Annotated in this window: 25 protein-coding genes; 16 read left to right on the plus strand and 9 right to left on the minus strand. The window is 61.5% G+C overall.

Annotation, left to right across the window (positions count from 1 at the left end; translation table 11 throughout):
- The first annotated feature begins 163 nt into the window (after window positions 1–163).
- Complete coding sequence (locus AO692_RS13345) at window positions 164–355, plus strand: hypothetical protein (protein ID WP_054310542.1); 192 nt, start codon at window positions 164–166, stop codon at window positions 353–355.
- A gap of 30 nt (window positions 356–385) precedes the next feature.
- Entirely contained in the window at window positions 386–814 is a 429-nt protein-coding gene (locus tag AO692_RS13350) for a VOC family protein (RefSeq protein ID WP_054310543.1), read from the plus strand.
- Between the two features lie 77 nt (window positions 815–891).
- Here AO692_RS13350 and AO692_RS13355 read toward each other — a convergent pair whose 3' ends face one another.
- Both AO692_RS13355 and AO692_RS13360 read right to left on the minus strand, forming a co-directional pair.
- A complete protein-coding gene (locus AO692_RS13355) occupies window positions 892–2,604 on the minus strand; it encodes a tetratricopeptide repeat-containing sulfotransferase family protein (RefSeq protein ID WP_082407361.1) in 1,713 nt (570 codons plus the stop codon).
- A gap of 134 nt (window positions 2,605–2,738) precedes the next feature.
- The gene (locus AO692_RS13360; protein WP_054310544.1) at window positions 2,739–3,149 is read right to left on the minus strand and encodes a Kazal-type serine protease inhibitor domain-containing protein; all 411 of its coding nucleotides are present in this window, start codon (window positions 3,147–3,149) and stop codon (window positions 2,739–2,741) included.
- Between the two features lie 482 nt (window positions 3,150–3,631).
- On the opposite strand from AO692_RS13360, the gene AO692_RS13365 reads away from it, so the two are divergent.
- From AO692_RS13365 to AO692_RS13375, 3 genes are all read left to right on the plus strand, one after another.
- Window positions 3,632–3,844, plus strand: coding sequence for a cold-shock protein (locus AO692_RS13365; RefSeq protein ID WP_054310545.1), 213 nt, complete (start codon window positions 3,632–3,634; stop codon window positions 3,842–3,844).
- A gap of 210 nt (window positions 3,845–4,054) precedes the next feature.
- Window positions 4,055–4,267, plus strand: a complete 213-nt coding sequence (locus AO692_RS13370) for a cold-shock protein (protein WP_024925394.1) — start codon at window positions 4,055–4,057, stop codon at window positions 4,265–4,267.
- A 307-nt stretch (window positions 4,268–4,574) separates the two neighbouring features.
- Entirely contained in the window at window positions 4,575–4,997 is a 423-nt protein-coding gene (locus AO692_RS13375; RefSeq protein ID WP_054310546.1) for a BA14K family protein, read from the plus strand.
- 88 nt (window positions 4,998–5,085) lie between these two features.
- On the opposite strand, the gene AO692_RS13380 is transcribed toward AO692_RS13375, so the two are convergent.
- From AO692_RS13380 to AO692_RS13390, 3 genes are all read right to left on the minus strand, one after another.
- Window positions 5,086–5,727 carry an MBL fold metallo-hydrolase gene (locus AO692_RS13380; RefSeq protein WP_054310547.1) on the minus strand — a complete coding sequence of 214 codons (642 nt, stop codon included), beginning with the start codon at window positions 5,725–5,727 and terminating at the stop codon, window positions 5,086–5,088.
- 264 nt (window positions 5,728–5,991) lie between these two features.
- Complete coding sequence (locus AO692_RS13385; protein WP_054310548.1) at window positions 5,992–6,303, minus strand: hypothetical protein; 312 nt, start codon at window positions 6,301–6,303, stop codon at window positions 5,992–5,994.
- Window positions 6,304–6,445: 142 nt separating this feature from the next.
- Window positions 6,446–7,339, minus strand: a complete 894-nt coding sequence (locus AO692_RS13390; RefSeq protein ID WP_054310612.1) for a branched-chain amino acid aminotransferase — start codon at window positions 7,337–7,339, stop codon at window positions 6,446–6,448.
- 243 nt (window positions 7,340–7,582) lie between these two features.
- On the opposite strand from AO692_RS13390, the gene AO692_RS13395 reads away from it, so the two are divergent.
- From AO692_RS13395 to AO692_RS13405, 3 genes are read left to right on the plus strand one after another with little or no spacing between them, the layout of a single operon-like run.
- Window positions 7,583–8,128, plus strand: a complete 546-nt coding sequence (locus tag AO692_RS13395) for a MarR family transcriptional regulator (protein ID WP_054310613.1) — start codon at window positions 7,583–7,585, stop codon at window positions 8,126–8,128.
- Window positions 8,115–8,834 carry a response regulator transcription factor gene (locus AO692_RS13400; protein ID WP_054310549.1) on the plus strand — a complete coding sequence of 240 codons (720 nt, stop codon included), beginning with the start codon at window positions 8,115–8,117 and terminating at the stop codon, window positions 8,832–8,834. The genes AO692_RS13395 and AO692_RS13400 overlap by 14 nt, the downstream gene beginning before the upstream one ends.
- 48 nt (window positions 8,835–8,882) lie before the next feature.
- Window positions 8,883–10,292 (plus strand): ATP-binding protein, encoded by a 1,410-nt coding sequence (locus AO692_RS13405; RefSeq protein ID WP_082407362.1) that lies wholly within the window; start codon window positions 8,883–8,885, stop codon window positions 10,290–10,292.
- Window positions 10,293–10,437: 145 nt separating this feature from the next.
- On the opposite strand, the gene AO692_RS13410 is transcribed toward AO692_RS13405, so the two are convergent.
- Window positions 10,438–10,752 (minus strand): EthD family reductase, encoded by a 315-nt coding sequence (locus AO692_RS13410; protein WP_054310550.1) that lies wholly within the window; start codon window positions 10,750–10,752, stop codon window positions 10,438–10,440.
- 445 nt (window positions 10,753–11,197) lie between these two features.
- Between AO692_RS13410 and AO692_RS13415 the strand changes: the two genes are divergently transcribed.
- The gene (locus AO692_RS13415) at window positions 11,198–12,220 is read left to right on the plus strand and encodes a glycosyltransferase family 1 protein (protein ID WP_054310551.1); all 1,023 of its coding nucleotides are present in this window, start codon (window positions 11,198–11,200) and stop codon (window positions 12,218–12,220) included.
- A gap of 15 nt (window positions 12,221–12,235) precedes the next feature.
- Here AO692_RS13415 and AO692_RS13420 read toward each other — a convergent pair whose 3' ends face one another.
- The 3 genes from AO692_RS13420 to AO692_RS13430 all read right to left on the minus strand — a co-directional run bounded on the left by AO692_RS13420 (window position 12,236) and on the right by AO692_RS13430 (window position 13,750).
- Window positions 12,236–12,595 (minus strand): tRNA-binding protein, encoded by a 360-nt coding sequence (locus AO692_RS13420; protein ID WP_054310615.1) that lies wholly within the window; start codon window positions 12,593–12,595, stop codon window positions 12,236–12,238.
- Between the two features lie 18 nt (window positions 12,596–12,613).
- Window positions 12,614–13,114, minus strand: a complete 501-nt coding sequence (locus AO692_RS13425; RefSeq protein WP_054310552.1) for a YbjN domain-containing protein — start codon at window positions 13,112–13,114, stop codon at window positions 12,614–12,616.
- 321 nt (window positions 13,115–13,435) lie between these two features.
- Window positions 13,436–13,750, minus strand: a complete 315-nt coding sequence (locus AO692_RS13430) for an accessory factor UbiK family protein (protein WP_054310553.1) — start codon at window positions 13,748–13,750, stop codon at window positions 13,436–13,438.
- A gap of 220 nt (window positions 13,751–13,970) precedes the next feature.
- On the opposite strand from AO692_RS13430, the gene lgt reads away from it, so the two are divergent.
- The 7 genes from lgt to AO692_RS13465 all read left to right on the plus strand — a co-directional run bounded on the left by lgt (window position 13,971) and on the right by AO692_RS13465 (window position 20,836).
- Window positions 13,971–14,840, plus strand: coding sequence for a prolipoprotein diacylglyceryl transferase (gene lgt / locus AO692_RS13435; protein ID WP_200911732.1), 870 nt, complete (start codon window positions 13,971–13,973; stop codon window positions 14,838–14,840).
- Window positions 14,837–15,928 (plus strand): class I SAM-dependent methyltransferase, encoded by a 1,092-nt coding sequence (locus AO692_RS13440; RefSeq protein WP_054310554.1) that lies wholly within the window; start codon window positions 14,837–14,839, stop codon window positions 15,926–15,928. Before lgt ends, AO692_RS13440 begins: the two co-directional genes overlap by 4 nt.
- A 119-nt stretch (window positions 15,929–16,047) precedes the next feature.
- A complete protein-coding gene (locus AO692_RS13445) occupies window positions 16,048–16,920 on the plus strand; it encodes an aminoglycoside phosphotransferase family protein (RefSeq protein WP_054310617.1) in 873 nt (290 codons plus the stop codon).
- A 121-nt stretch (window positions 16,921–17,041) separates the two neighbouring features.
- Window positions 17,042–17,839: a peptidoglycan editing factor PgeF gene (gene pgeF / locus AO692_RS13450; protein WP_054310555.1), complete on the plus strand. Its 798-nt coding sequence runs from the start codon at window positions 17,042–17,044 to the stop codon at window positions 17,837–17,839.
- Window positions 17,839–18,990, plus strand: coding sequence for a Xaa-Pro peptidase family protein (locus AO692_RS13455; RefSeq protein WP_054310556.1), 1,152 nt, complete (start codon window positions 17,839–17,841; stop codon window positions 18,988–18,990). Before pgeF ends, AO692_RS13455 begins: the two co-directional genes overlap by 1 nt.
- Before the next feature lie 49 nt (window positions 18,991–19,039).
- On the plus strand, window positions 19,040–19,660 hold the full coding sequence (locus AO692_RS13460; RefSeq protein WP_054310557.1) for a hypothetical protein: 621 nt from the start codon (window positions 19,040–19,042) through the stop codon (window positions 19,658–19,660).
- Between the two features lie 240 nt (window positions 19,661–19,900).
- Window positions 19,901–20,836, plus strand: a complete 936-nt coding sequence (locus AO692_RS13465; RefSeq protein ID WP_054310558.1) for a ribose-phosphate pyrophosphokinase — start codon at window positions 19,901–19,903, stop codon at window positions 20,834–20,836.
- The last annotated feature ends 58 nt before the right edge of the window (window positions 20,837–20,894 follow it).

Consider the following 20,894-nt stretch of genomic DNA (forward strand, 5'->3'; position numbering starts at 1 on the left):
CTCTAACTCTTTGTTTTGCGCAATTCCGGACGGAAAACCGCTTCGCACTTTTCCTGGAATTGCTCTGACAAAAAAAATAGACCCCTTGTCGGGAAGCAGTCTCGTCATTCGTTCCTTGAGTGTCGGCACAAGATGTCGCCGCCAACAAAGGGGAGAATGCACCATGTCGATCCTGTCATCCATTGGTCGCATCGCGACCGAATACTCGGCGGCACGAACCCGCGCTCGCACCGAGCGTGTGCTTCGTTCATTGCCGATCGAACTGCGCAAGGACATTGGCTGGCCTGAGCCCATCGATGGATGGGCAAACCGGCCGTTCGGTCCCATCACCCGGGCCAATTCGCTGAGCTCATAAGCTGAATCCACAAAACGAGAGGAGAGCCCCATGAACGACACGACCACACAGACCGAATATCCACGCCCGCAGGTTCTCGGCGGCCTGATCGCCTATCTGCAGGTGGACGGTGCCGTAAAGGCCGCCGAATTCTACAAGCGTGCCTTCGGCGCCGAGGAAGTCTTCTCCTATCCGCCGGACGAGCAGGGCCGCACCATGCACATCCATCTCTATATCAACGGTTCCTCGCTGATGCTGTGCGATGCTTATCCTGAGCACGGTCAGCCACACAGGCCGGCGCAAGGCTACACGATGCAGCTCATCCTGCAGGCCAACACTATCGACAGTTGGTGGAAGCGCGCGGTCGATGCCGGCTGCGAAATCGAAAGCCCGCTGCAGGAGATGTTCTGGGGCGACCGTTGGGGCAGCCTGCGCGATCCGTTCGGTGTCAACTGGGCGATGAACGCCCCTATCAAGTAGCCAGAGGCCGACCTTCCACCAAAGGCTGGCTTCCAACCGCCGGGTCGGACGATCCGGCGGTTTGTTCCTGACGACTGCTACTTCAACCGTTCGATCAGCGGATTGAGCCGGTCGCCATAACGTTTCCAGAGATCGACAGACCCCTTGTACATCGGCTGGCGCACCTGCGCGGCCGAAGCCGTGCGCACCTGCCGTTCGTTCTCATGGAACGACAGCACCGCATCGCTCCAAGGCAGGCCGAGATAGTCGATCAATGCGCGGCTCTGGCCTTCCTGATCGGTCACGAAATCCTCGTAGCGCACATCGTGTACGACGCCAGGCAGCACGGCATGCCAGTGCGCCATCATATCCGTGTAGAGATTGTGGAAATCGGCCAGCTCGGCAAGGTCATAGCCGTAGAGATGGCCGTCACCGCGGAAATGCGACTTGAAAATCGACAGGCAGGTTGCCACCGCATTGCGGCTGCAATGCACGATCTTAGCCTTGGGCAGCATCAGGTGCAGGAAGCCCACCAGGAGGAAGTTACCCGGCATCTTGTCGGTTACATGCTTCAAGCCGGGATAGCGGGCATGCAGCATGTCGAGATAATCGTGCCCGGCATCGGCGAAGGCCTTGTCCGGCATATCGGCGATACCGGCAGGGAAGCCGCCTTTCATATCGAGCGGGAACCCCTTGCCCACGGCGGTCTTGAGGATCGTCAGCTCGCCGGCGCCGAACACCTGGGGATGGCTGGCGATGATCTGCTCGACCAGCGTCGTGCCCGAACGCGGCATGCCCACGACGAAGATCGGCGCGTCGTCCTCGATCGCGCTCGGCCTGTGTTTTTCGAAGAACTCCCTGGTGAAGGTCGCCTTCATCGCCTCGAATTCGGCGCGTGTCCTGGCGGCATCGTAGGAGATGCCCTGGCGGCGGATGGCATTGCCCTCGGCGAAATAGTCGAACGCCCTGTCGTAGATCTTGAGATCGTCGTGTGCCTTGCCCAGACCAAAGGAAAGCTGCATGCGCGCCAGGCTGTCTGCCGGCGCCTTGGCGTGTTGAGTTTCCATGGCGGTCAACTCGCCGTCGCGCTCGCGCTGCGGCTTGACCTGGGACAGCATCAGCCAGGACTTCGCCTGGGCGGGCTCTGCGGCCAGCGCGGTGCGGAAATGCTCGGCCGCTTCGGCCAGACGGCCCTTCTCCATCAACCCGACGCCGTAGCCGTGATTGAGGTCGGCATCCTTCGGACGGATTGTCAGCGCTTCGCGGAACGTAGCCAACGCATCGTCCAGCCTGCCAGCCTCCTGCTGCGTCTCGGCAAGCCCCGCCCTTGCGCGCATGTGGAAGGGATTGCGGCCGATCGTGGCGCGGAAGACTTCCTCGGCGGCATCGAAATGACCGACCTGCCGCAACGTCGAGCCGAGATTTTCGCGTGCAGCGGCGTGATCAGCCTTCGCGGCGACAGCCTTGCGAAACTGATCGGCCGCGGCGACAGCCCGGCCGGCATCGCGCAGCACCGTACCGTAGTTGTTGAGGAAATCCGGGTTCCTCGGCTCGGCCCGCAGCGACTGCTCGATGAGGAGCAGTCCTTCGGCACTGCGGCCGGTCTGGTGCAGCAGAAGGCCGAGGAAATGCGCTGCGGCGGGATGGCTGGCCTTGGCCGCGAGAACCTGCCGATAGAGGCTTTCCGCTTCCGGCAGCCGCCCCGTCTGATGCAATTGCAATGCCTGGGCAACCGCGCGATCCAGATCACCGCCACGCGGCGGTTGCCCGGAGCCTCCGGTGCCACTCTTTGCGCCTTCGCGCCTTCTCAATGCCCGGTTGATGGGACACCTGCCATGTTCGTCTGAGCCTGATGCGACCTAGGCCATCCGGCTGGCGGTTTCAAGCATGGCGTGTCCGAACCAACCTTCCAGGCGCCGCGGATAGCGGCGCCTGGAAGCGGTAATCAACATGGGCCTCCGTCGACGACGCGCCAGCCGGCGGCGCGCGCTTCGCAGCTGTTCGGGAAGGTCTGCAGCTGTCCGCGCCGGCGTGCGCAGACGGGAGCATATTCCCGCGTGCAGAACTGCGGGCGGTCGCCGCCATCGTTCCAGCCACCACCACGGCACTGACCGTCGCCGATGACGCGATAGCCGGACCGCCGCGCCATGCACGCATTGGCGAAGGTTTGCCTGTCGCCGCCGCGCCGCGCGCAGACGGGTTCGTATTCGCGCGTACAGAATTGCGGCCCTGGACCAGGATAAGGCGGGCGTGGTCCCGGCCCCTCGTCCACGACGACGGTGCATGCCGCCAGCACAATCGTCAGAACCGCAAGCGCAAGGCTTTGCGGCCGCAGGAAGAATTTCAGAAACATCATGGCCTCTCTCCATCACCCCCACCGGCGGTCAAGCCGGAGACACGGCGCCGCGACCGCGGCAGCCATATCAGCCCGATTGAATAGCCCGCATCGGGAACAACGCAAGTGCAGCCTTCCGCCGTGGTGAACGGCTAAATCAACCGTACCGGCGGGTTCTGCACCTATCATTCCCGGTCTGTGGCAGATGACCCTGCCTTGGCGAGGGTCTAGTGCGGGCGCAAGCTAGGCGTTCAGTCACCTGCTTCAGCTTGCAACGATCACATTTCCGTGCGATAAATTCTGTGTTCGGGCATTTGCGACCCGGAGACTGGAACGTTTGCACGACCCTTTCCCCGATAGTGTGAATCTCTGACAGCCCCGTTTTTCGGCGGGGGATTTTGTCATGCGCGAATGCATGAGCGCCGAAAAAACCACCGGGAACTGCCCATCGGCGCAGGACGAAGGGCGGACCCCATCATTGAACGGGTGAGGGAGTTAATCCAATGGCCCAGACCGGTACCGTAAAGTTCTTCAACTCCACCAAAGGCTTCGGCTTCATCACGCCTGACAACGGCGACAAGGATGTTTTCGTTCATATCTCCGCAGTCGAGGCTTCCGGCCTGCGCACGCTGGTCGATGGACAGAAGGTCAGCTTCGAAGTCGAGCCTGATCGCAAGGGCAAGGGACCGAAGGCAGTCAATCTGAACGCAGCATAGGACAGCGTTCGATCAGCGAGCGGCAACAGATTAGAAAGGCGCGGCGGTCTTCGTCGCGCCTTTTGTCTGCCAGCTCAAGCATTCGCGGCTTGACGGCTAACCAACGGCAAAAGTTTTTCTTGCCGATACCGCCAAAATAAACGACAAATTTCCATTCTGGGTCATCAAAAGCCCGGAGACTGGACTGATGGGGTTCACAAGGAGTTTCCCATGCCGCAGACCGGCACTGTCAAATTCTTCAATCACGCCAAGGGCTTCGGCTTCATTACGCCGGACGATGGAGCAAAGGACGTTTTCGTTCATATTTCCGCCGTGCAGGCATCCGGGCTTCCTGGTCTTGAGGATGGACAGAAAGTAACTTTCGATACCGAGCCGGACAAGCGCGGCAAGGGTCCCAAGGCGGTCAACCTTACGGTCGGCTAGAGCGCCGCACGTCCTTTCGGACACGCAAAGGACGCTCTGGCACTTTAAGTTGGCGCATGACGGGCTGCGGATGCAGCCCTGCCTTTCCGAAAATCGATTCCGATTTTCGGGCTCATGCGCCGGGCCGATCGGTCACGGACGACATCGATCGATTACCCATCGCAAAATGGCGCGGTGGGATGTCTTTGACAGATTTCGCGACAGCGATTTCGTTCAGCCTCCGTTCAGCCACGACCGCCTATTAGTGGTTGCAAGACCGGACGACGCCTCCGAAAGAAGCGGGCGAACCGGAACGAAGGAGACCGTCATGAACCGATTTGTCAAAGCTGCCATCCTGTCTGCCGCCGTCGGCGCGACGACCCTGGCAACCTTTTCACCTGCAAGTGCCGACGACTGGCGCTGGCGCCGTCACCATCACCGCGGCGGCGATGCTCTTGCCGCCGGTGTCGTTGGCCTCGCTGCGGGCGCCCTCATCGCAGGCGCCCTGTCGCAGCCGCGTTATCGCGAGCCGGCCTACTACGACGACTATGATCCGTATTACGAGCCGCGCCCCCGCTATGTCGTGCGCCCGCGGCCTGTCGTGCGGCAGTACTATTCGTATGCCGGCAGCGTCGAGCCTTGGAGCCCGGAATGGTACAGCTATTGCTCGAACCGCTACCGCTCGTTCAATGCGCGTTCAGGCACGTTTACGGGCTACGACGGGCAGCAGCATTTCTGCACCGCCAACTGAACCAACGTTATCAAGTTCCCTGCCTAGACCAAAAAGCGCCGCCTTCGAGCGGCGCTTTTTTCATGCCGGCAAGATCCGAACTCGGCCGTCAGACAAGGAATGGATTGGAGCGGCGCTCGTCACCGAAGCGGCTGCCGGGACCATGCCCGCACAAAAAGCCGATATCGTCCCCGAGCGGCAGCAGCTTTTCCTTGATCATACGGATCAGCGTCTCATGGCTGCCGCCAGGAAGATCGGTCCGGCCGATCGAGCCGTGGAAAAGCACGTCGCCGACATGGGCGAAGCGGGCCGCACGGTTGAAATAGACGACATGGCCGGGCGCATGCCCGGGGCAATGCAGCACTTCAAAGCTATGTTCGCCGAACGACACGGTCTCGCCTTCGGTCAAGAAGCGGTCCGGGACGCAATTGCGGATAGTGTCGGTAATTCCGAAACGGCGGGCCTGGTTTTCCAGATTGTCGAGCAGCGGCCTGTCGTCCTCGTGCGGACCGATAATGTCGACGCCGAGAGCTTCCTTGAGATCCATCGCACCGCCGGCATGGTCGATATGGCCATGCGTGATCCAGATCGCCTCGACAGAGATGGTATTATCGCGCACCGCCGCCAGGATACGCTCGACATCACCGCCGGGGTCGACCACCACGCCGGCCTTGCTGTCGCCATCGAACAGGATGGTGCAGTTCTGCTGGAACGGCGTGACCGGCACGATACCGGCATTGAGCTGACCCATGATGGCTCCTTGATCGCTTTCCCCTCACCTTAGAGAGTTTCCGTTTTCACGGAAACGCGGAAACACTCTAACTCATTGTTTTTACGTAATTCCGGACAGAAAATCGTTACACACTTTTTCCTGGAATTGCTCTAGCGCATCGCTCCGCAAATCGGAATCGATTTTCGGAAAGCACGATGCGTCGATTCAAGAATCGGGGCTTCGAAGCCGCAAATGAAATGGGCGGCCGAAGCCGCCCATTTCTAAAACTCGAAATAGCTGCGCTTACTTTTTCATCGCGTTCATGACCAGGCCGATGATGCCGGTCAGGATCGCGCCACCGCCGGCACCACCGACGATGTTGTTGAGGTTGAGCGCACTGCCCAGGCCGCCCGCGGCGGCCGTCGCCGCGGCCGGATCAACCGCTCCGCCGCCGAGCAGGCTGCCGAGGATGGCTGCGCCACCGACGCCGCCGATCGCGCCACCGAGAATCTTGGGAAGCTGAGACATTGCAGCCTGCTGCAGCGCCGCACCCACCGCCTGACCGCCGATGATGCCGGTGACCACCTGGACGATGATCGGAAGAAGTGTTTCCATTCTATAGTCCCTCCTTGGATGCCTGCCGCCGCAGGCAGACATCGAAATGAGACCGCGAATCGGTTGAAAGTCAAATGGCAGAAAAAAGCGCGAGCAAAAAAGTAGCGCATAACTGCTCTTTGAACACAAATTGCCAAACTTCTTAGGCAGCGGCGACTGCTTTTGCAGGTTGCACAGCATCCGCATAGGCCTGAACAAGCGATCTGCTGATGGCACCGACAGCGAATCGGTGTTGACCAACCTCGCTAACCGGCGTCACCTCCGCCGCTGAACCTGTCAGGAAACATTCTTCAAAGCCCGACAGTTCCTCCGGCAGAATGGCGCGTTCGACAACCTCGATGCCCCGCTGACGAGCCAGGTCCATCACAGTCCGTCTCGTTATGCCGTCGAGGAAGCAGTCGGCTGTCGGTGTGTGCAGCTTGCCGTCCTTGACGAAGAACACATTCGCGCCGGTCGCCTCCGCCACCTGCCCGCGCCAGTCGAGCATCAGCGCATCCGCGTAGCCTTTCGCCTCGGCGACGTGCTTCGACATGGTACAGATCATATAAAGGCCGGAAGCTTTCGATTTCGACGGAGCCGTGCGCGGATCCGGCCGGCGGTATTCGGCCCAATCGAGCCTCAAACCCTTCATTTTCAGTTCCGGGTCGAAATAGCTCGGCCATTGCCAGATGGCGACCGCGCAGTGAATGCGGTTGTTCTGCGCACCAACCGAAGTCTGTTCGCTACCGCGCCAGGCGATCGGCCTCACATAGGCGTCCTGAAAACCCTGCATCTTCAAGAGGGTGCGGCAGGCCTCGTCAATCTCGGACACCGAATAGGGAATGGTGTAGCCGAGGATGCGCGCCGATTCATGCAGCCTTTTGCTGTGTTCAGTCAGCTTGAAGATCTCGCCGCCATAAGCGCGTTCGCCTTCAAAAACGGCGCCGCCATAGTGCAGACTGTGGGTCAGCACATGAACTTTCGCATCAGCCCATTTGATGAACTGACCATTCATCCAGATGAAACCATCCAGTTCGTCGAAGGGAACAGTCTTCATGGAATCCTCCCGAGCGCAGGCGAGCCTGCGCAGCGTTGTCACGTTGCGTTGCTGTCGATTCGGCTTGAGGGCAATCTGCGCGATGCTTGCGCAGGGTCGGATGCACATCGATGAAATTTCCGGAAAAGCGCTGCCGCCTTGCCTTTTCGTGCGCAATCAGCCCTAAAGCTTATCGAAAATTACCACTGCCCGAAAAATACGTCAATAATGCTGACATATTTTTCGGCTAAACACAGGACCATCATGGCTGACCGAAAGACCGCTCGAGGAGCGCCGATCAAAACGCCGGTGGGCGAGCAGGACGGCATCGATTTCAGCATCATCGAGCTGTTCTTCTTCGCCTACCGCGACTTCACCTCCGATCCCGACGAGATCCTGGCCGACTATGGTTTCGGTCGCGCGCATCACCGTGTGCTGCACTTCGTCAACCGCAGGCCGGGCCTCACCGTCGCGGAACTGCTGGATGTGCTCAAGATCACCAAGCAGTCGCTGGCGCGTGTGCTCAAGCAGCTCATCGACACCGACCATATCGTGCAGCTTCCAGGCCCGCGCGACCGCCGCCAGCGCGAGCTCTACCCGACCGAAAAGGGGCGCGCCCTGGCACTGGCGCTGGCGCGGCCACAGTCACGCCGCATCCATACGGCATTGGGAGATTCCGGTTTGGGGAACCGCGCTTCGATTGAGCTGTTTCTAAAAGCGATGGTCAATCCGGAATTGAGGGCGCAGATTGATATCTTGCCCGCGAACCCTACCCAGAAACGATCAGGGGACGATCATGGAGAACACTGAGAGGACCGACAGGCCACCTGCTCCGAATGACGATGCGCCGCACCTCCTGGTGGTCGACGACGACACGCGCATCCGCAACCTGCTCAAACAATATCTGACCGAGAACGGCTTCCGCATCACTGTGGCCGGCAATGCCGACGAGGCGAGACGCAAACTGATCGGCCTCGATTTCGATCTCCTGGTGCTCGACATCATGATGCCTGGCGAAAGCGGTGTCGACCTGACCCGCTCGCTCCGGACGGACAAGAATGTGCCGATTCTGATGCTGACGGCGCTCTCGGAAACCGACAACCGTATCAGCGGGCTTGAAGCCGGTGCCGACGACTACCTGCCGAAACCGTTCGATCCGCGCGAACTCATCCTGCGCATCAACAATATCCTGCGCCGCGGCGGCCCGGCCACCACGCCGAAGGTCGAGCAACTGGTGTTTGGCCCCTACACGTTCCAGATCGCCAAGCGCGAACTGAAGAAGGGCGGCGAGGCCTTGAAGCTGACCGACCGCGAACAGGAGATCCTGGCGATCTTCGCTGCCCGTGCCGGCGAGACGATTCCGCGCCACGAACTGGTCGGCGATGATTCGGAGGTCGGCGAGCGTACCATCGACGTCCAGATCAACCGTCTGCGCCGCAAGATCGAGCGCGATCCGGCCAATCCCGTCTGGCTGCAGACCGTGCGCGGTATTGGGTATCGGTTGAGCGTGGAATAGACTGTGGCGCTGTCGCCAAGCGGCGGCATCGCGCGAACCGGTAGGTGAATGGCGACTTCGGAATTGCAAGGACCGCAACCGCAGGACGGACGCATCGCGCGCACATTGGGCGCGTTGCCGCGCGGCTGGCGTCGGTTCTGGCGCCGGGTCTCCTTCTACATGCCGAAGCGGCTTTATGCCCGTTCGCTCATCATCGTCATCGCGCCGATGATCCTTTTGCAGTCGGTCATCGCCTATGTCTTCCTCGAACGGCACTGGCAGCAGATGACCCAACGCCTTTCGCAGGCAGTGGTCCGCGATATCGCAGCCGTCGTCGATCTGATCGAGACTTATCCGCGCGAAGCCGACTACGGCAACATCATCCGCATCGCGCAAGACCGCATGCAGCTGAAGGTCGATCTTTTGCCACCCGACCCGCTGCCGCCGCCGGGCCCCCGGCCCTTCTTCTCCATCCTCGACGACGTGCTGCCGGCGGAGATCACCCGCCAGATCAATCGGCCGTTCTGGATCGATACGGTCGGCAACTCCAACGTCATCGAGGTGCGCATCCAGCTCGAGGACAAGGTGCTGCGGGTTTTCGTACGCCGCAGCCAGGCCTATGCCTCCAACACCATCGTCTTCCTGATCTGGATGGTCGGCGCATCGTTGGTGCTTCTGATGATCGCTATCCCCTTCCTGCGCAACCAGATCCGGCCGATCCTGGCCCTCACCGACGCTGCCGAGAGTTTCGGCAAGGGGAGGCCGATGCCGCGCGATTTCCGACCGCGCGGTGCCGAGGAGGTGCGGCGCGCCGGCTTTGCCTTCATCCAGATGCGCGAGCGCATCGAACGTCAGATGGAGCAACGCACCGCAATGCTGACCGGCGTCAGCCATGACCTGCGCACCGTTCTCACCCGCTTCAAACTGCAACTGGCGCTGATCGGCGGCAAGCGCACCGACACCGAGGCGCTCAACCAGGACATCCAGGACATGCAGTCGATGCTGGAAGGCTACCTGGCCTTCGCGCGCGGTGAAGCTTCCGAGGACCAGGGAGATTTCGACCTCGAAGCCTATTTCCAGAAACTGCGTGACGAGGCTGCGTTGCGCAAACGCAAGCTGACCGCCACGATCAGCGGCCCCAGGCTCGTGCATGTCAGGCCGAACGCCTTCGAACGCCTGTTGTCGAATGTCGCCGGCAATGCCTTTCGTTATGGCAAGGTCGTCGACATCAAGGCCGTCAACAGCCGCGGCGCTCTGGTTGTGACGATCGACGATGACGGTCCTGGCATCCCGCCGGAAAAACGCGAGGAAGTGTTCAAACCCTTTGTGCGGCTGGACGAAGCACGTAACCTCGACGCCAGCGGCACCGGTCTCGGCCTCTCCATCGCGCGTGACATCGCCCGTACACATGGCGGCGACATCGCACTCGAAGACAGTCCGCTCGGCGGCTTGCGCGCCATCATCAGAGTGCCCTCCTAGAGCAAAAACTGCGGTTTTGCGTCAGGAAAGCGAAAGCCGTGTTGGTCACCGGCTCATAACACTCATTCGTCACCATGGATCATGGTGCGCCAGCGCGACGCCGATCCCCGAAAGTTCAACGTCTAGGCCTGATGCGCCGAACCCCTTATCCTCCAACGATCTCGCTGATCTGCACGATGGGCGCGATGTCCGTATAGTTGGCGACGTCCGCGGCGATCTCCGCGCGGTGGGGACCTAACGCCTCCTGGAATGTCTCCAGGGTTGGCGAGTAGACGTGGCACGCCGCGACGAACTCCGGCGCGCTTCCAGGTTCGCGACCCGCAAGGCCCTTGTCGATCTCGTAGCGGAGGCAGGCATCGCCGAGCCGTTCCTGGATCAGTGGCATGTGCCTGGTGCGGTAATAGTCGTGATCGAACTTCGAGCCGCCATCGGCCGGATAGTAGACGCTCATCTTGATCACGGTCGGGCTCCTGACTGAACGCCTCTCCGAGCGTCCGAGGTGGCCTTCTAGCTCACCGGCTCATAATGCGCATCCAGATTTTGGCTGAAACGAGTTCGACGAGGGCAAGGTCGTTTTCAACGTGCTTTTCGAAGCGGGTGACCACGGCACGGACGTGCTTGAGCGACGCTGGCCCATCAGTGGCTCCAGAACCTTGCAGCTACCGCCGGCAGTTTACGAGTGCGTGACCTGGGCTCTGAAGGCGGCCGCCCGCTCCAATTCATCGCCGCGTCATGAAAACATGCTCAACAGCGCCCATGAAGCGCGCGATTGTCCATGATTCGATCTGGCGCCTGGACCCCGGCGTCCTGCCCGCCAGGCCGGACTGGTGCGAGGAATGGATGCTGAACAGCCTCCCCTTCCGAACGCGCTCGAGCAGCCCCCAGCGACACCGCGGCGAGGTCCCATGCGCATCCTGATGGTCACCGATGCCTGGCGCCCCCAGGTCAACGGCGTCGTTCATACGCTGGAACGACTATCGGAAACCTTGAAGACGCAAGGCGTCGAAACCCAATTCCTCACGCCAAATACCTTCCGCACCTTGCCCCTGCCCACTTATCCCGACATCCGGCTGGCGCTGACCACGCCCCGCCATGTCGCCCGGCTGATCGCGGATTCGAACGCCGACCACATCCATATCGTCACCGAGGGCCCGCTCGGTATCATGGCGCGGCGCTATTGTCGGGCGCATGGCCGCCCCTTCACCACCAGCTACCACACGCGTTTTCCGGAATATCTCAGCGCTCGCCTGCCGGTGCCGGAAAGCTGGGCCTACAACTGGCTGCGCGACTTCCACAATTCCGGCCAGGGCACGCTGGTTGCCACCCAGTCCCTGGCCGACGATCTCGCCTCACGCGGCTTCAACAAGCTGAAACCCTGGACGCGCGGCGTCGACATCGAACATTTCCGCCCCGACAAACGTGGCGACCTGCCCTACCCGCGCCCCATCTTCCTGTCGGTCGGCCGCATCGCCATCGAAAAGAACCTGCCGGCATTCCTCGAACTCGACCTGCCCGGCAGCAAGGTCGTGGTCGGCGACGGACCAGAGCGCGCCAAGCTGACGGCCCGCTATCCCAATGTGCATTTCCTCGGCCACCGCCCGAGCGCCGAACTCGCCGAACTCTATGCTTCCGCGGACGTTTTCGTGTTTCCCAGCCGCACCGACACGTTCGGCAACGTCATCATCGAGGCGCTGGCCAGCGGCACGCCGGTCGCTGCCTATCCTGTGACGGGGCCGATCGATATCGTCGGTGACGGCATCGGCGGCAAGGTCTCCGAGGATCTGCGCCAGGCCTGCCTCGATACCCTGACACTAAGCCGCACCGAAGCGCGCGAACGCGCCATGCGCTACAGCTGGAAGGCCTGCGCCGACATGTTCATGGATACGGTGAACGAGGCGCTCGGAAGACACGAGAAACTCGCTGCCTGATCAATATGCGAGCGGTCAGTAGAGGCGACCACCGTCCGGCACCTTGCGCTCGATCGCGCCCAGCACAACGTCGCCGTCGCCGTCGGGAAAGCCGAGCGTCAAGACTTCAGACATGAACTTGCCGATCTGACGTGGCGGAAAATTCACCACCGCGAAGACCTGCCGGCCTACCACGCTCTCCGGCGTATAATATTTGGTGATCTGTGCCGACGACTTTTTCACCCCGATCTCGGGGCCAAAGTCGATCTTCAGCTTGATCGCGGGCTTGCGGGCTTCCGGAAAAGGCTCAGCCTCGATGATCGTGCCGGCACGGATGTCGACACGGTCGAAGTCGGCGAAGGTGATGTCGGGTTTACGCTCGGTACTGGCAGTCATTTTTCTCGACAGCATTGGTCAGGCATTGCCATAGGTTTCAAACAGCACGCTCGACAGCGCATCCTTGGCCGAAGTGCCGGACCAGACGACGAACTGAAATGCCTGGAAGTAGCATTCGCACGCTTCCAGTGCCGAAGACAGCAGCACTTCGACCTGCTGGCTGGACGGTTCGACGCCGCCGGCGAGCAGCAGCGACTGACGGAACATGATCGCGCCTTCCTGCTCCCACAGGTCGAAATGGCCGAACAGCATCTGCTCGTTGATCAGCGACAGCAGACGCATGACTTCCAATGTGCGATTCTCGGGAACCTTGATGTCGAAGGCGCAGGCCAGATGCAGTGCCTCGAAATCCTCCATCCAGGAAAACGACACATGATAATCGGTCCAGGTTCCGGTTACCGAGATCGAAATTTCGTCGTCGCCAGCCCGCTCGAAAGACCAGTCATTGTTGTGCGCCACCTGCTCGATCACATCGACCGGATGGATTTCGCGGGAGAATTCGAGTTCGAGAAGTTCCATGGAATGCTTCCTGTCGTTCTGGGAGCGCCACCGCACGCTCCGCGGGGGAGGCACGCACAACGAACAATTTTTCTAGAACTCGGACGGCCTGGACTGCTCGACGCAACACCCCATGACCGGACCCCACCGCCCGGCGCATGACCCCGTTCCGAATCATGCAGCAAATTCAGTCTATTGATCGGGAGTCGCGTGACCAGCCCAATTTTTTGGGGCGGGCCATTCGCATGTGGAAAGTGGAGTCACAAAGAGTCACGAGCCGCCGTTAAGCGATTCACGACAAAGCGCTTTTTCAGACGGCGGGTTGTGGAAAGATTTAACGATTTATTTTTTTGCGCGTGGCTTCGCGGTGGTGGCCGAGGCCGGTTTTTCGCTCTTGGCTGCTGCGGAGCCGCCAAACTGTGCTTCAAGTGCCTCGATGCGGGCCGCAAGTTTGGCGTTTTCTTCACGCGCTTTGGCTGCCATTTCGCGCACCGCCTCGAATTCCTCGCGCTGCACGATATCCATGGAGTTCAGCAGTCGCTCGGCCTGGGCCCGGAAGGCTGTTTCCATTTCGCGGCGCACGCCCTGGGCGGCTCCTGCCGCATCGGTCACCAGCTTGGCGAATTCATCGAGGATGCGGTTCGGTCCGGTCGACATGGCAAAACCCCTGTTAGCTGATTTGACCTAATGAGCCCCATGCCAGAATGCAAGGTTGCTCTGCCTTGACCCCGCCAAAAGCCTGCCCCATGGTCCGCGCCTCAAAGCATGATCCCGAAAAGTTGCAGACTTTTCGGATAAGATCATGCGGCAAAACAAAGAGATAGAGCGGAACAGCGATACAACGTCGCGTTTCGCTCCAACACGACCCGCATGGGAGATTTCCTTGAGCGACCTGCTGCCGCTGGCTGCCCTTTCCTTCCCGAACATCGATCCGGTCATCTTCCAGATCGGCCCGTTCTTCGGCTTCGGCCCCTTGAAAGTGCATTGGTACGGCGTCGCCTATGTCGTCGGCATCCTGTTCGCCTGGTGGTACTCCAAGCGCCTCATCACCAACACCCGGCTGTGGCCCGAAGGGAGACTGCCGATGAAGCCCATCGATATCGACGATTTCGTCGTCTGGGCCGCTGTCGGCATCGTCGCCGGCGGGCGGCTGGGTTACGTGCTCTTCTACAACTTCCCGCGCTATTTCAACAATCCGATCGAGATCTTCTACCTTCAGGACGGCGGCATGTCCTTCCATGGCGGCATCACCGGTACCATCCTGGCGATGTATCTCTTCGCCCGCTCGCGTGGCATCCATGCCTGGTCGCTGTTCGACGTGGTGGCCGCGGGCGTACCTGTCGGCCTCGGCCTCGGCCGGATTGCCAACTTCATCAACTCCGAGCTGTGGGGGCGACTGACAACCGTGCCTTGGGCGGTCGAATTTCCCAATGGCGGCCCCTTTGCACGCCATCCCAGCCAAATCTACGAAGCGCTGCTTGAAGGCCTCGTGCTTTTCCTGGTGCTGCGTTTCCTCACCCATTCGCGGCTGAAGCTGATGACGCCCCGTTTCATCTCAGGCGCCTTCGTAGCCGGATACGGCCTGTCGCGCATCTTTGTGGAGTTCTTCCGCGAACCCGACCCGCAGCTCGGCTATCTCTTCGGCGGCTGGCTGACCATGGGCATGGTGCTGTCGGCGCCAATGGTTCTCATCGGCATCTGGTGCATGGCAACGGCCAGACCCATCACCCACGCACAGCCGGCATGACGCAACTGAAACGCCGCATCATCGAGTTGATCGCGACAGCCGGGCCCATCCCGACCAGCGAATACATGGCGCTTTGCCTGTTCGACCCCAAGGCGGGTTATTACACGACGCGCGAGCCCTTTGGCACCGGCGGCGATTTCATCACGGCGCCGGAAGTCAGCCAGATGTTCGGCGAACTGGTAGCGGTCTGGCTCTACGAGGCCTGGCGTGCGGTCGGCTCACCGATGCCTGTCACCCTGGCCGAAATCGGACCGGGCCGCGGCACGTTGACGAAGGACATGCTGCGCACCCTCGAGCGCCTCGATCCGGCTTTTGTCGCAGGCGCTTCGATTGCACTCATCGAGACCAGCCCGCGCTTGCGCGAGAAACAAAGGGATGGGCTGGCCGGCAGTGCGGCAAGTGTCGAATGGCATGAAACAGTCGCTTCCCTGCCCGGCGCACCGCTGCTGATTGTTGGAAACGAACTGTTCGATGCCGTTCCGATCCGACAATTCGTGCGAACCTCCGACGGCTGGCGCGAACGCATGGTGGGGCTCGATGAAAACGGCGAACTTGCCTTTTTCGCCGGAGCGGCTTCGCTCGATCCCTCTCTTCTGCCGCCCGACGCAGAGAGCGTACCAGACGGCTCCATCGTCGAGATCGCCCCGGCGCGTTCGGCGCTGATGCAAACGATTGCCGACCAGATCGCGGCGCATGGCGGTGCAGGCTTGTTCTTCGACTATGGCCATTTGCAGCCGGGTGTCGGCGACACGCTGCAGGCGTTGCGCAGCCACGAATACGAGGACGTACTGGCGAGCCCCGGCGAAGCCGATCTCACCTCGCATGTCGACTTTTCCGCGCTGGCCACCTCCGCCCGAATGGCTGGCCTGCGTGCCGACTTCACGACACAAGGCTCGTTCCTGCTCGGCATGGGTCTGCTCGAACGCGCCGGTCGCCTCGGCGCCGATGCCGACGATGCCACGCGCGAGCGCCTGTCGGGCGAAGTCGAGCGCCTCGCCGGCCCGCAGGCCATGGGCGATCTCTTCAAGGTGCTGGCCGTCGCCCACGAGGACATCGCGCTGCCGGTGTTCCGCAGTCGGGTCAGCTAGAGCAATTCCAGGAAAAGTGTGTAACGGATTTCCGCCAGGAATTGCGTAAAAACAAAGCGCTAGAGCGTTTCCATGAAAAACGGAAATGCTCTAGCGCGGTTCGGAATGAGATGGAAACGATGCAGGATGACGAACTCGACACATTGAAGGAGACGATCGTCGCCCGTTTTCCAGACCTGGCCGGGTCCAGGTTCAGGCTGCTGACCCAGGGCTGGGATTCGATCGCAGTGGACGTGGACGATCGGCTGATCTTCAAGTTTCCGCGCAACGAGATCGCGCAAAAGTCGCTAATCCGAGAGATCAGCCTTCTCGACGTAATCCGTCCCGCCGTCACCATGCCGGTTCCCGATATCCGCCTGATCGATGGTTCGCGGGCCTTCTCGCGCCATGAGAAGCTGAAAGGCAGCCATCTGGAGACGCCTCACTATACCCGCCTGTCCGCGGAAGCCCGCGAGGACCTTGCACTGCGCCTGGCCCGTTTCTACGTCGACCTGCACGGCCTCGACATGGATACGATGCGTGCCGCCGGCGCAGAACCTGTGGAAGCCTGGTCGAAACCTGACGAAGTCCGCGTCAAGGTGCTGCCGCTTCTGTCGGGCGAGTTGAAAATCCTGGCCGAGCGGATCATCGCTTCCTGGGCCGACTTGCCACCGGACCCTTACGGCACGACCTATGGCTTTTTCGACGGTCACGGCTGGAACATGGCCTTCGATCATGAGACCGGCCGCCTGAGCGGCGTCTATGATTTCGCCGATTCCGGCTTCGGCCCGCTGCACCGGGATTTCATCTATTCGAACTTTATTTCCACCGACCTGACCGAACGCATCATCTCCCACTATGAGATCCTGTCCGGCTGTGCGCTCGAGCGCGAACGTGTCGAGGTGCTCACCGGCGCGCATCGTCTGTGGGAGCTTGCGGAGGCTGTGGACGATCCACCGCGAATCCCGTTCATGATCGATCATTTCTCCTATTGGGCGGCCGCGTTGCGTTGACCTGTCCTAAACCGCGCCTCCAATCGCGATTGACTTCGGCCCCCGCCCTGCCCCACTGTCCGCGCTTCGAACCGTCGGCGCAGCGCCTTGACGAACCCTGACTGACAAAGACAAGACAGACATGCTGAACGAAACGAAGCCGGAGCCGATCCGGTCTCCGATGCTCGAAAAGGCAGCCGGACAAGGCATCCGCCACGGCTATTTCACCCGTGTCGGCGGTGTCTCGAACGGCATCTATCGAGGTCTCAACATCGGCACCGGCTCTCAGGACGCTCCTGAACTGGTGCGCGAGAATCGCCGCCGCGTCGCCGACTGGATGGGCGTACCCGCCACACATCTGCTCAGCGCCCACCAGGTCCATTCGCCCGACGTCTTCGTTGCGTGCGAGCCTTTCGACGGCGAGCGCCCCAAGGTCGACGCCATTGTCACCGACCGGCCGGGCATCGCCATTGCCGCCACGACCGCCGACTGCGGACCGGTGCTGTTTGCCGATTCCGGCGCGCGCGTCGTCGGCGCCGCCCATGCCGGCTGGAAAGGCGCCTTCACCGGCGTGCTCGAAAACACCGTCGTCGCCATGGAGAGCCTGGGTGCAAGGCGCGAAAACATCGTCGCGGTGCTCGGCCCTTCGATCAGTCCACGCAATTATGAAGTCGGACCGGAATTCGTCTCCCGCTTCGTCGAGGCGGATGCCGGCAACGAGCGCTATTTCGCGCCGTCCGGCAAAGCGGGTCACGCGATGTTCGACCTCAACCGCTATACGATCGACCGGCTGAGACAAGCCGGCGTGACCGCCGAGGCACTCGACCGCTGCACCTATGCGGAAGAGGATCTCTTCTTTTCCTATCGCCGCACCGTCCACCGCAACGAACCGGACTATGGACGCCAACTGTCGGCGATCGTGCTGGAGGACAATGGCTGATGGCGCTGCATTTCGAACGTTCCGAATTCGACGCTCGCCGCGACCGGCTGATGATCGAGATGGCCGAGAAGAAGCTCGACGCCATCCTGCTGTTCGCCCAGGAAAGCATGTACTGGCTGACCGGATACGATACTTTTGGCTTCTGCTTCTTCCAGTGCCTGGTGGTGAAAGCGGACGGCTCGATGGTCCTGCTCACCCGCTCAGCCGACCTGCGGCAGGCCCGCCACACCTCGACCATCGACAATATCGTGGTGTGGATGGATCGCGCCGACGCCAATCCGGCAATAGACCTGCGCAACCTTTTGAACGATCTCGACCTGCTCGGCGCGCGCATCGGTGTCGAATACGACACCCACGGCCTGACCGCCTATAACGGCCGCCGGCTCGATGAGCAGTTGCAGACCTTCGGCCAGATCGCGGACGCCTCCGGCATCGTCGGCCGGCTGCGTCTGTTCAAGAGCCCGGCCGAGATCGCCAAGGCTGAAAAGGCTGCCGCATTGAGCGACGACGCGCTGGACGCAGCCTTGCCGCTGATCAAGCAAGGTGGCGACGAGGCGCAGATCCTGGCCGCCATGCAAGGCGCGATCTTCTCCGGCGGCGGCGACTATCCCGCCAACGAATTCATCATCGGCTCAGGGCCCGACGCTCTGCTTTGCCGCTACAAGGCAGGCCGCCGCAAACTCACCAAGAATGACCAGCTCACGCTGGAATGGGCCGGCGTCTTCCACCACTACCATGCGCCGATGATGCGCACTGCACTCACCGGCAAGGTCTCCAAGCGCCACCAGGAACTGTTTGATGCCTCCCATGCCGCACTGCTGGCGGTCGAGAAAGCCATGACACCCGGCAACAGTTTCGGCGATGTCTTCGATGCCCATGCACGCACCATGGAAACGCATGGACTGACCCGTCACCGACTCAACGCTTGCGGCTATTCGGTTGGCGCGCGCTTCACACCGTCCTGGATGGACATGCCAATGTTCTACCAGGGTAATCCCGAGCCGATCGCGCCCAACATGACGCTGTTTGCGCACATGATCATCATGGATTCCGAAACGGAGACCGCGATGACGCTCGGCCGCACCTATCTCACGACCGAATCGCAGCCCAAGCCGCTTTCGCGCCATGATCTCGACTTGATCGTGCGCTGAATCGACACTGGGAAGGGTATTTGTTCGTCGCCGAGGAGTTCGTCAGTCGATGAGGCGATCGTGCCTGACCATCGCGCCATTGCTTGTTGCTCTGGCGCTGTCGGCCTGCAACAGGGCCAATGACGCCCTGCAGCCGGCCCCCACCGCACAAGCGACGCAACCCATCCCGGGCTCGACGGCTGCCACGACCACCGCACAGCCCGGCGCTCCGGCGAACCCGATCGCCGGCGCTCCGACCCCTGCGACTGCCGGCGCTACTCCCGCCGCGACGCCGGCGCAGATGGCTGCCGTGCTCGGCCAGACCCGGCTGCAGATCGCCCCGATCGTCGGTGCCTCGGTAGAGGCCGCCACGCCGCTCACCCAACGCCTCGCCGCGCGGGCCAAGGAAAGTGGTATCACACTTGCCGGCAGCGCCGGCCAAGGCGCCACCCATGTGCTGAAAGGCTATTTCTCCACGATCTCCGAGGGCAAGGACACCACAGTCATCTATGTCTGGGACGTCTACGACCCGGCCGGCACCCGCCTGCACCGCATCAACGGCCAGCAGAAGGCACCGGTCGTCAGCGGTGCGGAAGGCTGGGCGGCCGTACCGCCCGCCACCATGCAAGCGATCGCCGACCAGACCATCGCCCAGTTGACCAGTTGGCTGGCCGGCCGCACCGCCGGCTGATCCTGCAGCGTTTCCGTTTTCTCGGAAACGCTCAAATTTTTGTTGACGCAATTCCGGACGCAAAACCGCTACGCACTTTTTGCTGGAATTGCTGCAGGAATCTAGCCGGCTGACACCCCGGTACTCCTTCCCCTGCGTTAAACCTTTGTTGCGATTCAGCTGCGGATTCGTAAATACGGCGCTTGCAATACCGGCACGGCTGGTTAAAAGCCCCATAAACTCCACCACCAGGTACGGTGCATGAAACTCTTCGCGGGCAATTCCAACAGGGTGCTGGCCGAAGCGGTCGCCCGCTATCTCAACATCCCGTTGGGCAAGGCCAGTGTCAGGCGCTTCGCCGACCAGGAGATCTTTGTCGAGATCCAGGAAAACGTGCGCGGCGAGGATGTCTTCATCCTGCAGTCGACCTCTTTCCCGACCAACGATCACCTGATGGAACTGCTCATCATGATCGATGCCTTCATGCGCTCGTCAGCCCGGCGCATCACGGCGGTCATCCCCTATTTCGGCTATGCCCGCCAGGACCGTCGTGCTTCCGGCCGCACGCCGATCTCGGCCAAGCTGGTCGCCAACATGATCGCCCGCGCCGGTGCGAACAGGGTACTCACGCTTGACCTGCATGCCGGCCAGATCCAGGGCTTCTTCGATATCCCGACCGACAACCTCTTTGCCGTGCCTGTGATGGCGCGCGACGTGAAAGCCAAATACAAGCAGCTCGGCAACGTCATGGTCGTCTCGCCCGACGTCGGCGGCGTGGTGCGCGCGCGCGCTCTTGCCAAGCGCATCGACGCCCAGCTCGCCATCGTCGACAAGCGCCGCGAGCGGCCGGGCGAATCGGAAGTCATGAACGTCATCGGCGACGTTCGTGGCAAGGACTGCCTGCTGATCGATGACATCGTCGATTCCGGCGGCACGCTATGCAACGCGGCCGACGCGCTTCTGGCCAATGGCGCCACCAGCGTCACCGCCTACATCACCCATGGCGTACTTTCGGGCGGCGCGGTGGCTCGCATCACCGGCTCCAAGCTACAGGAACTGGTCATCACCGATTCGATCCAGCCGACCCAGGCGGTCATCGACGCGCCCAACGTCCGCTGCATCTCTATCGGCGACCTGATGGGCGAGGCGATCTCGCGCACCGCCACCGAGGAATCGGTCTCCAGCCTGTTCGACTAGAGCAATTCCAGCAAAAGTGCGTAGCGGTTTTGCGATCGGAATTGCGCAGAGCATTGGC

This window comes from Mesorhizobium sp. 1M-11, from assembly GCF_001303895.1.
GTDB lineage: Bacteria > Pseudomonadota > Alphaproteobacteria > Rhizobiales > Rhizobiaceae > Mesorhizobium.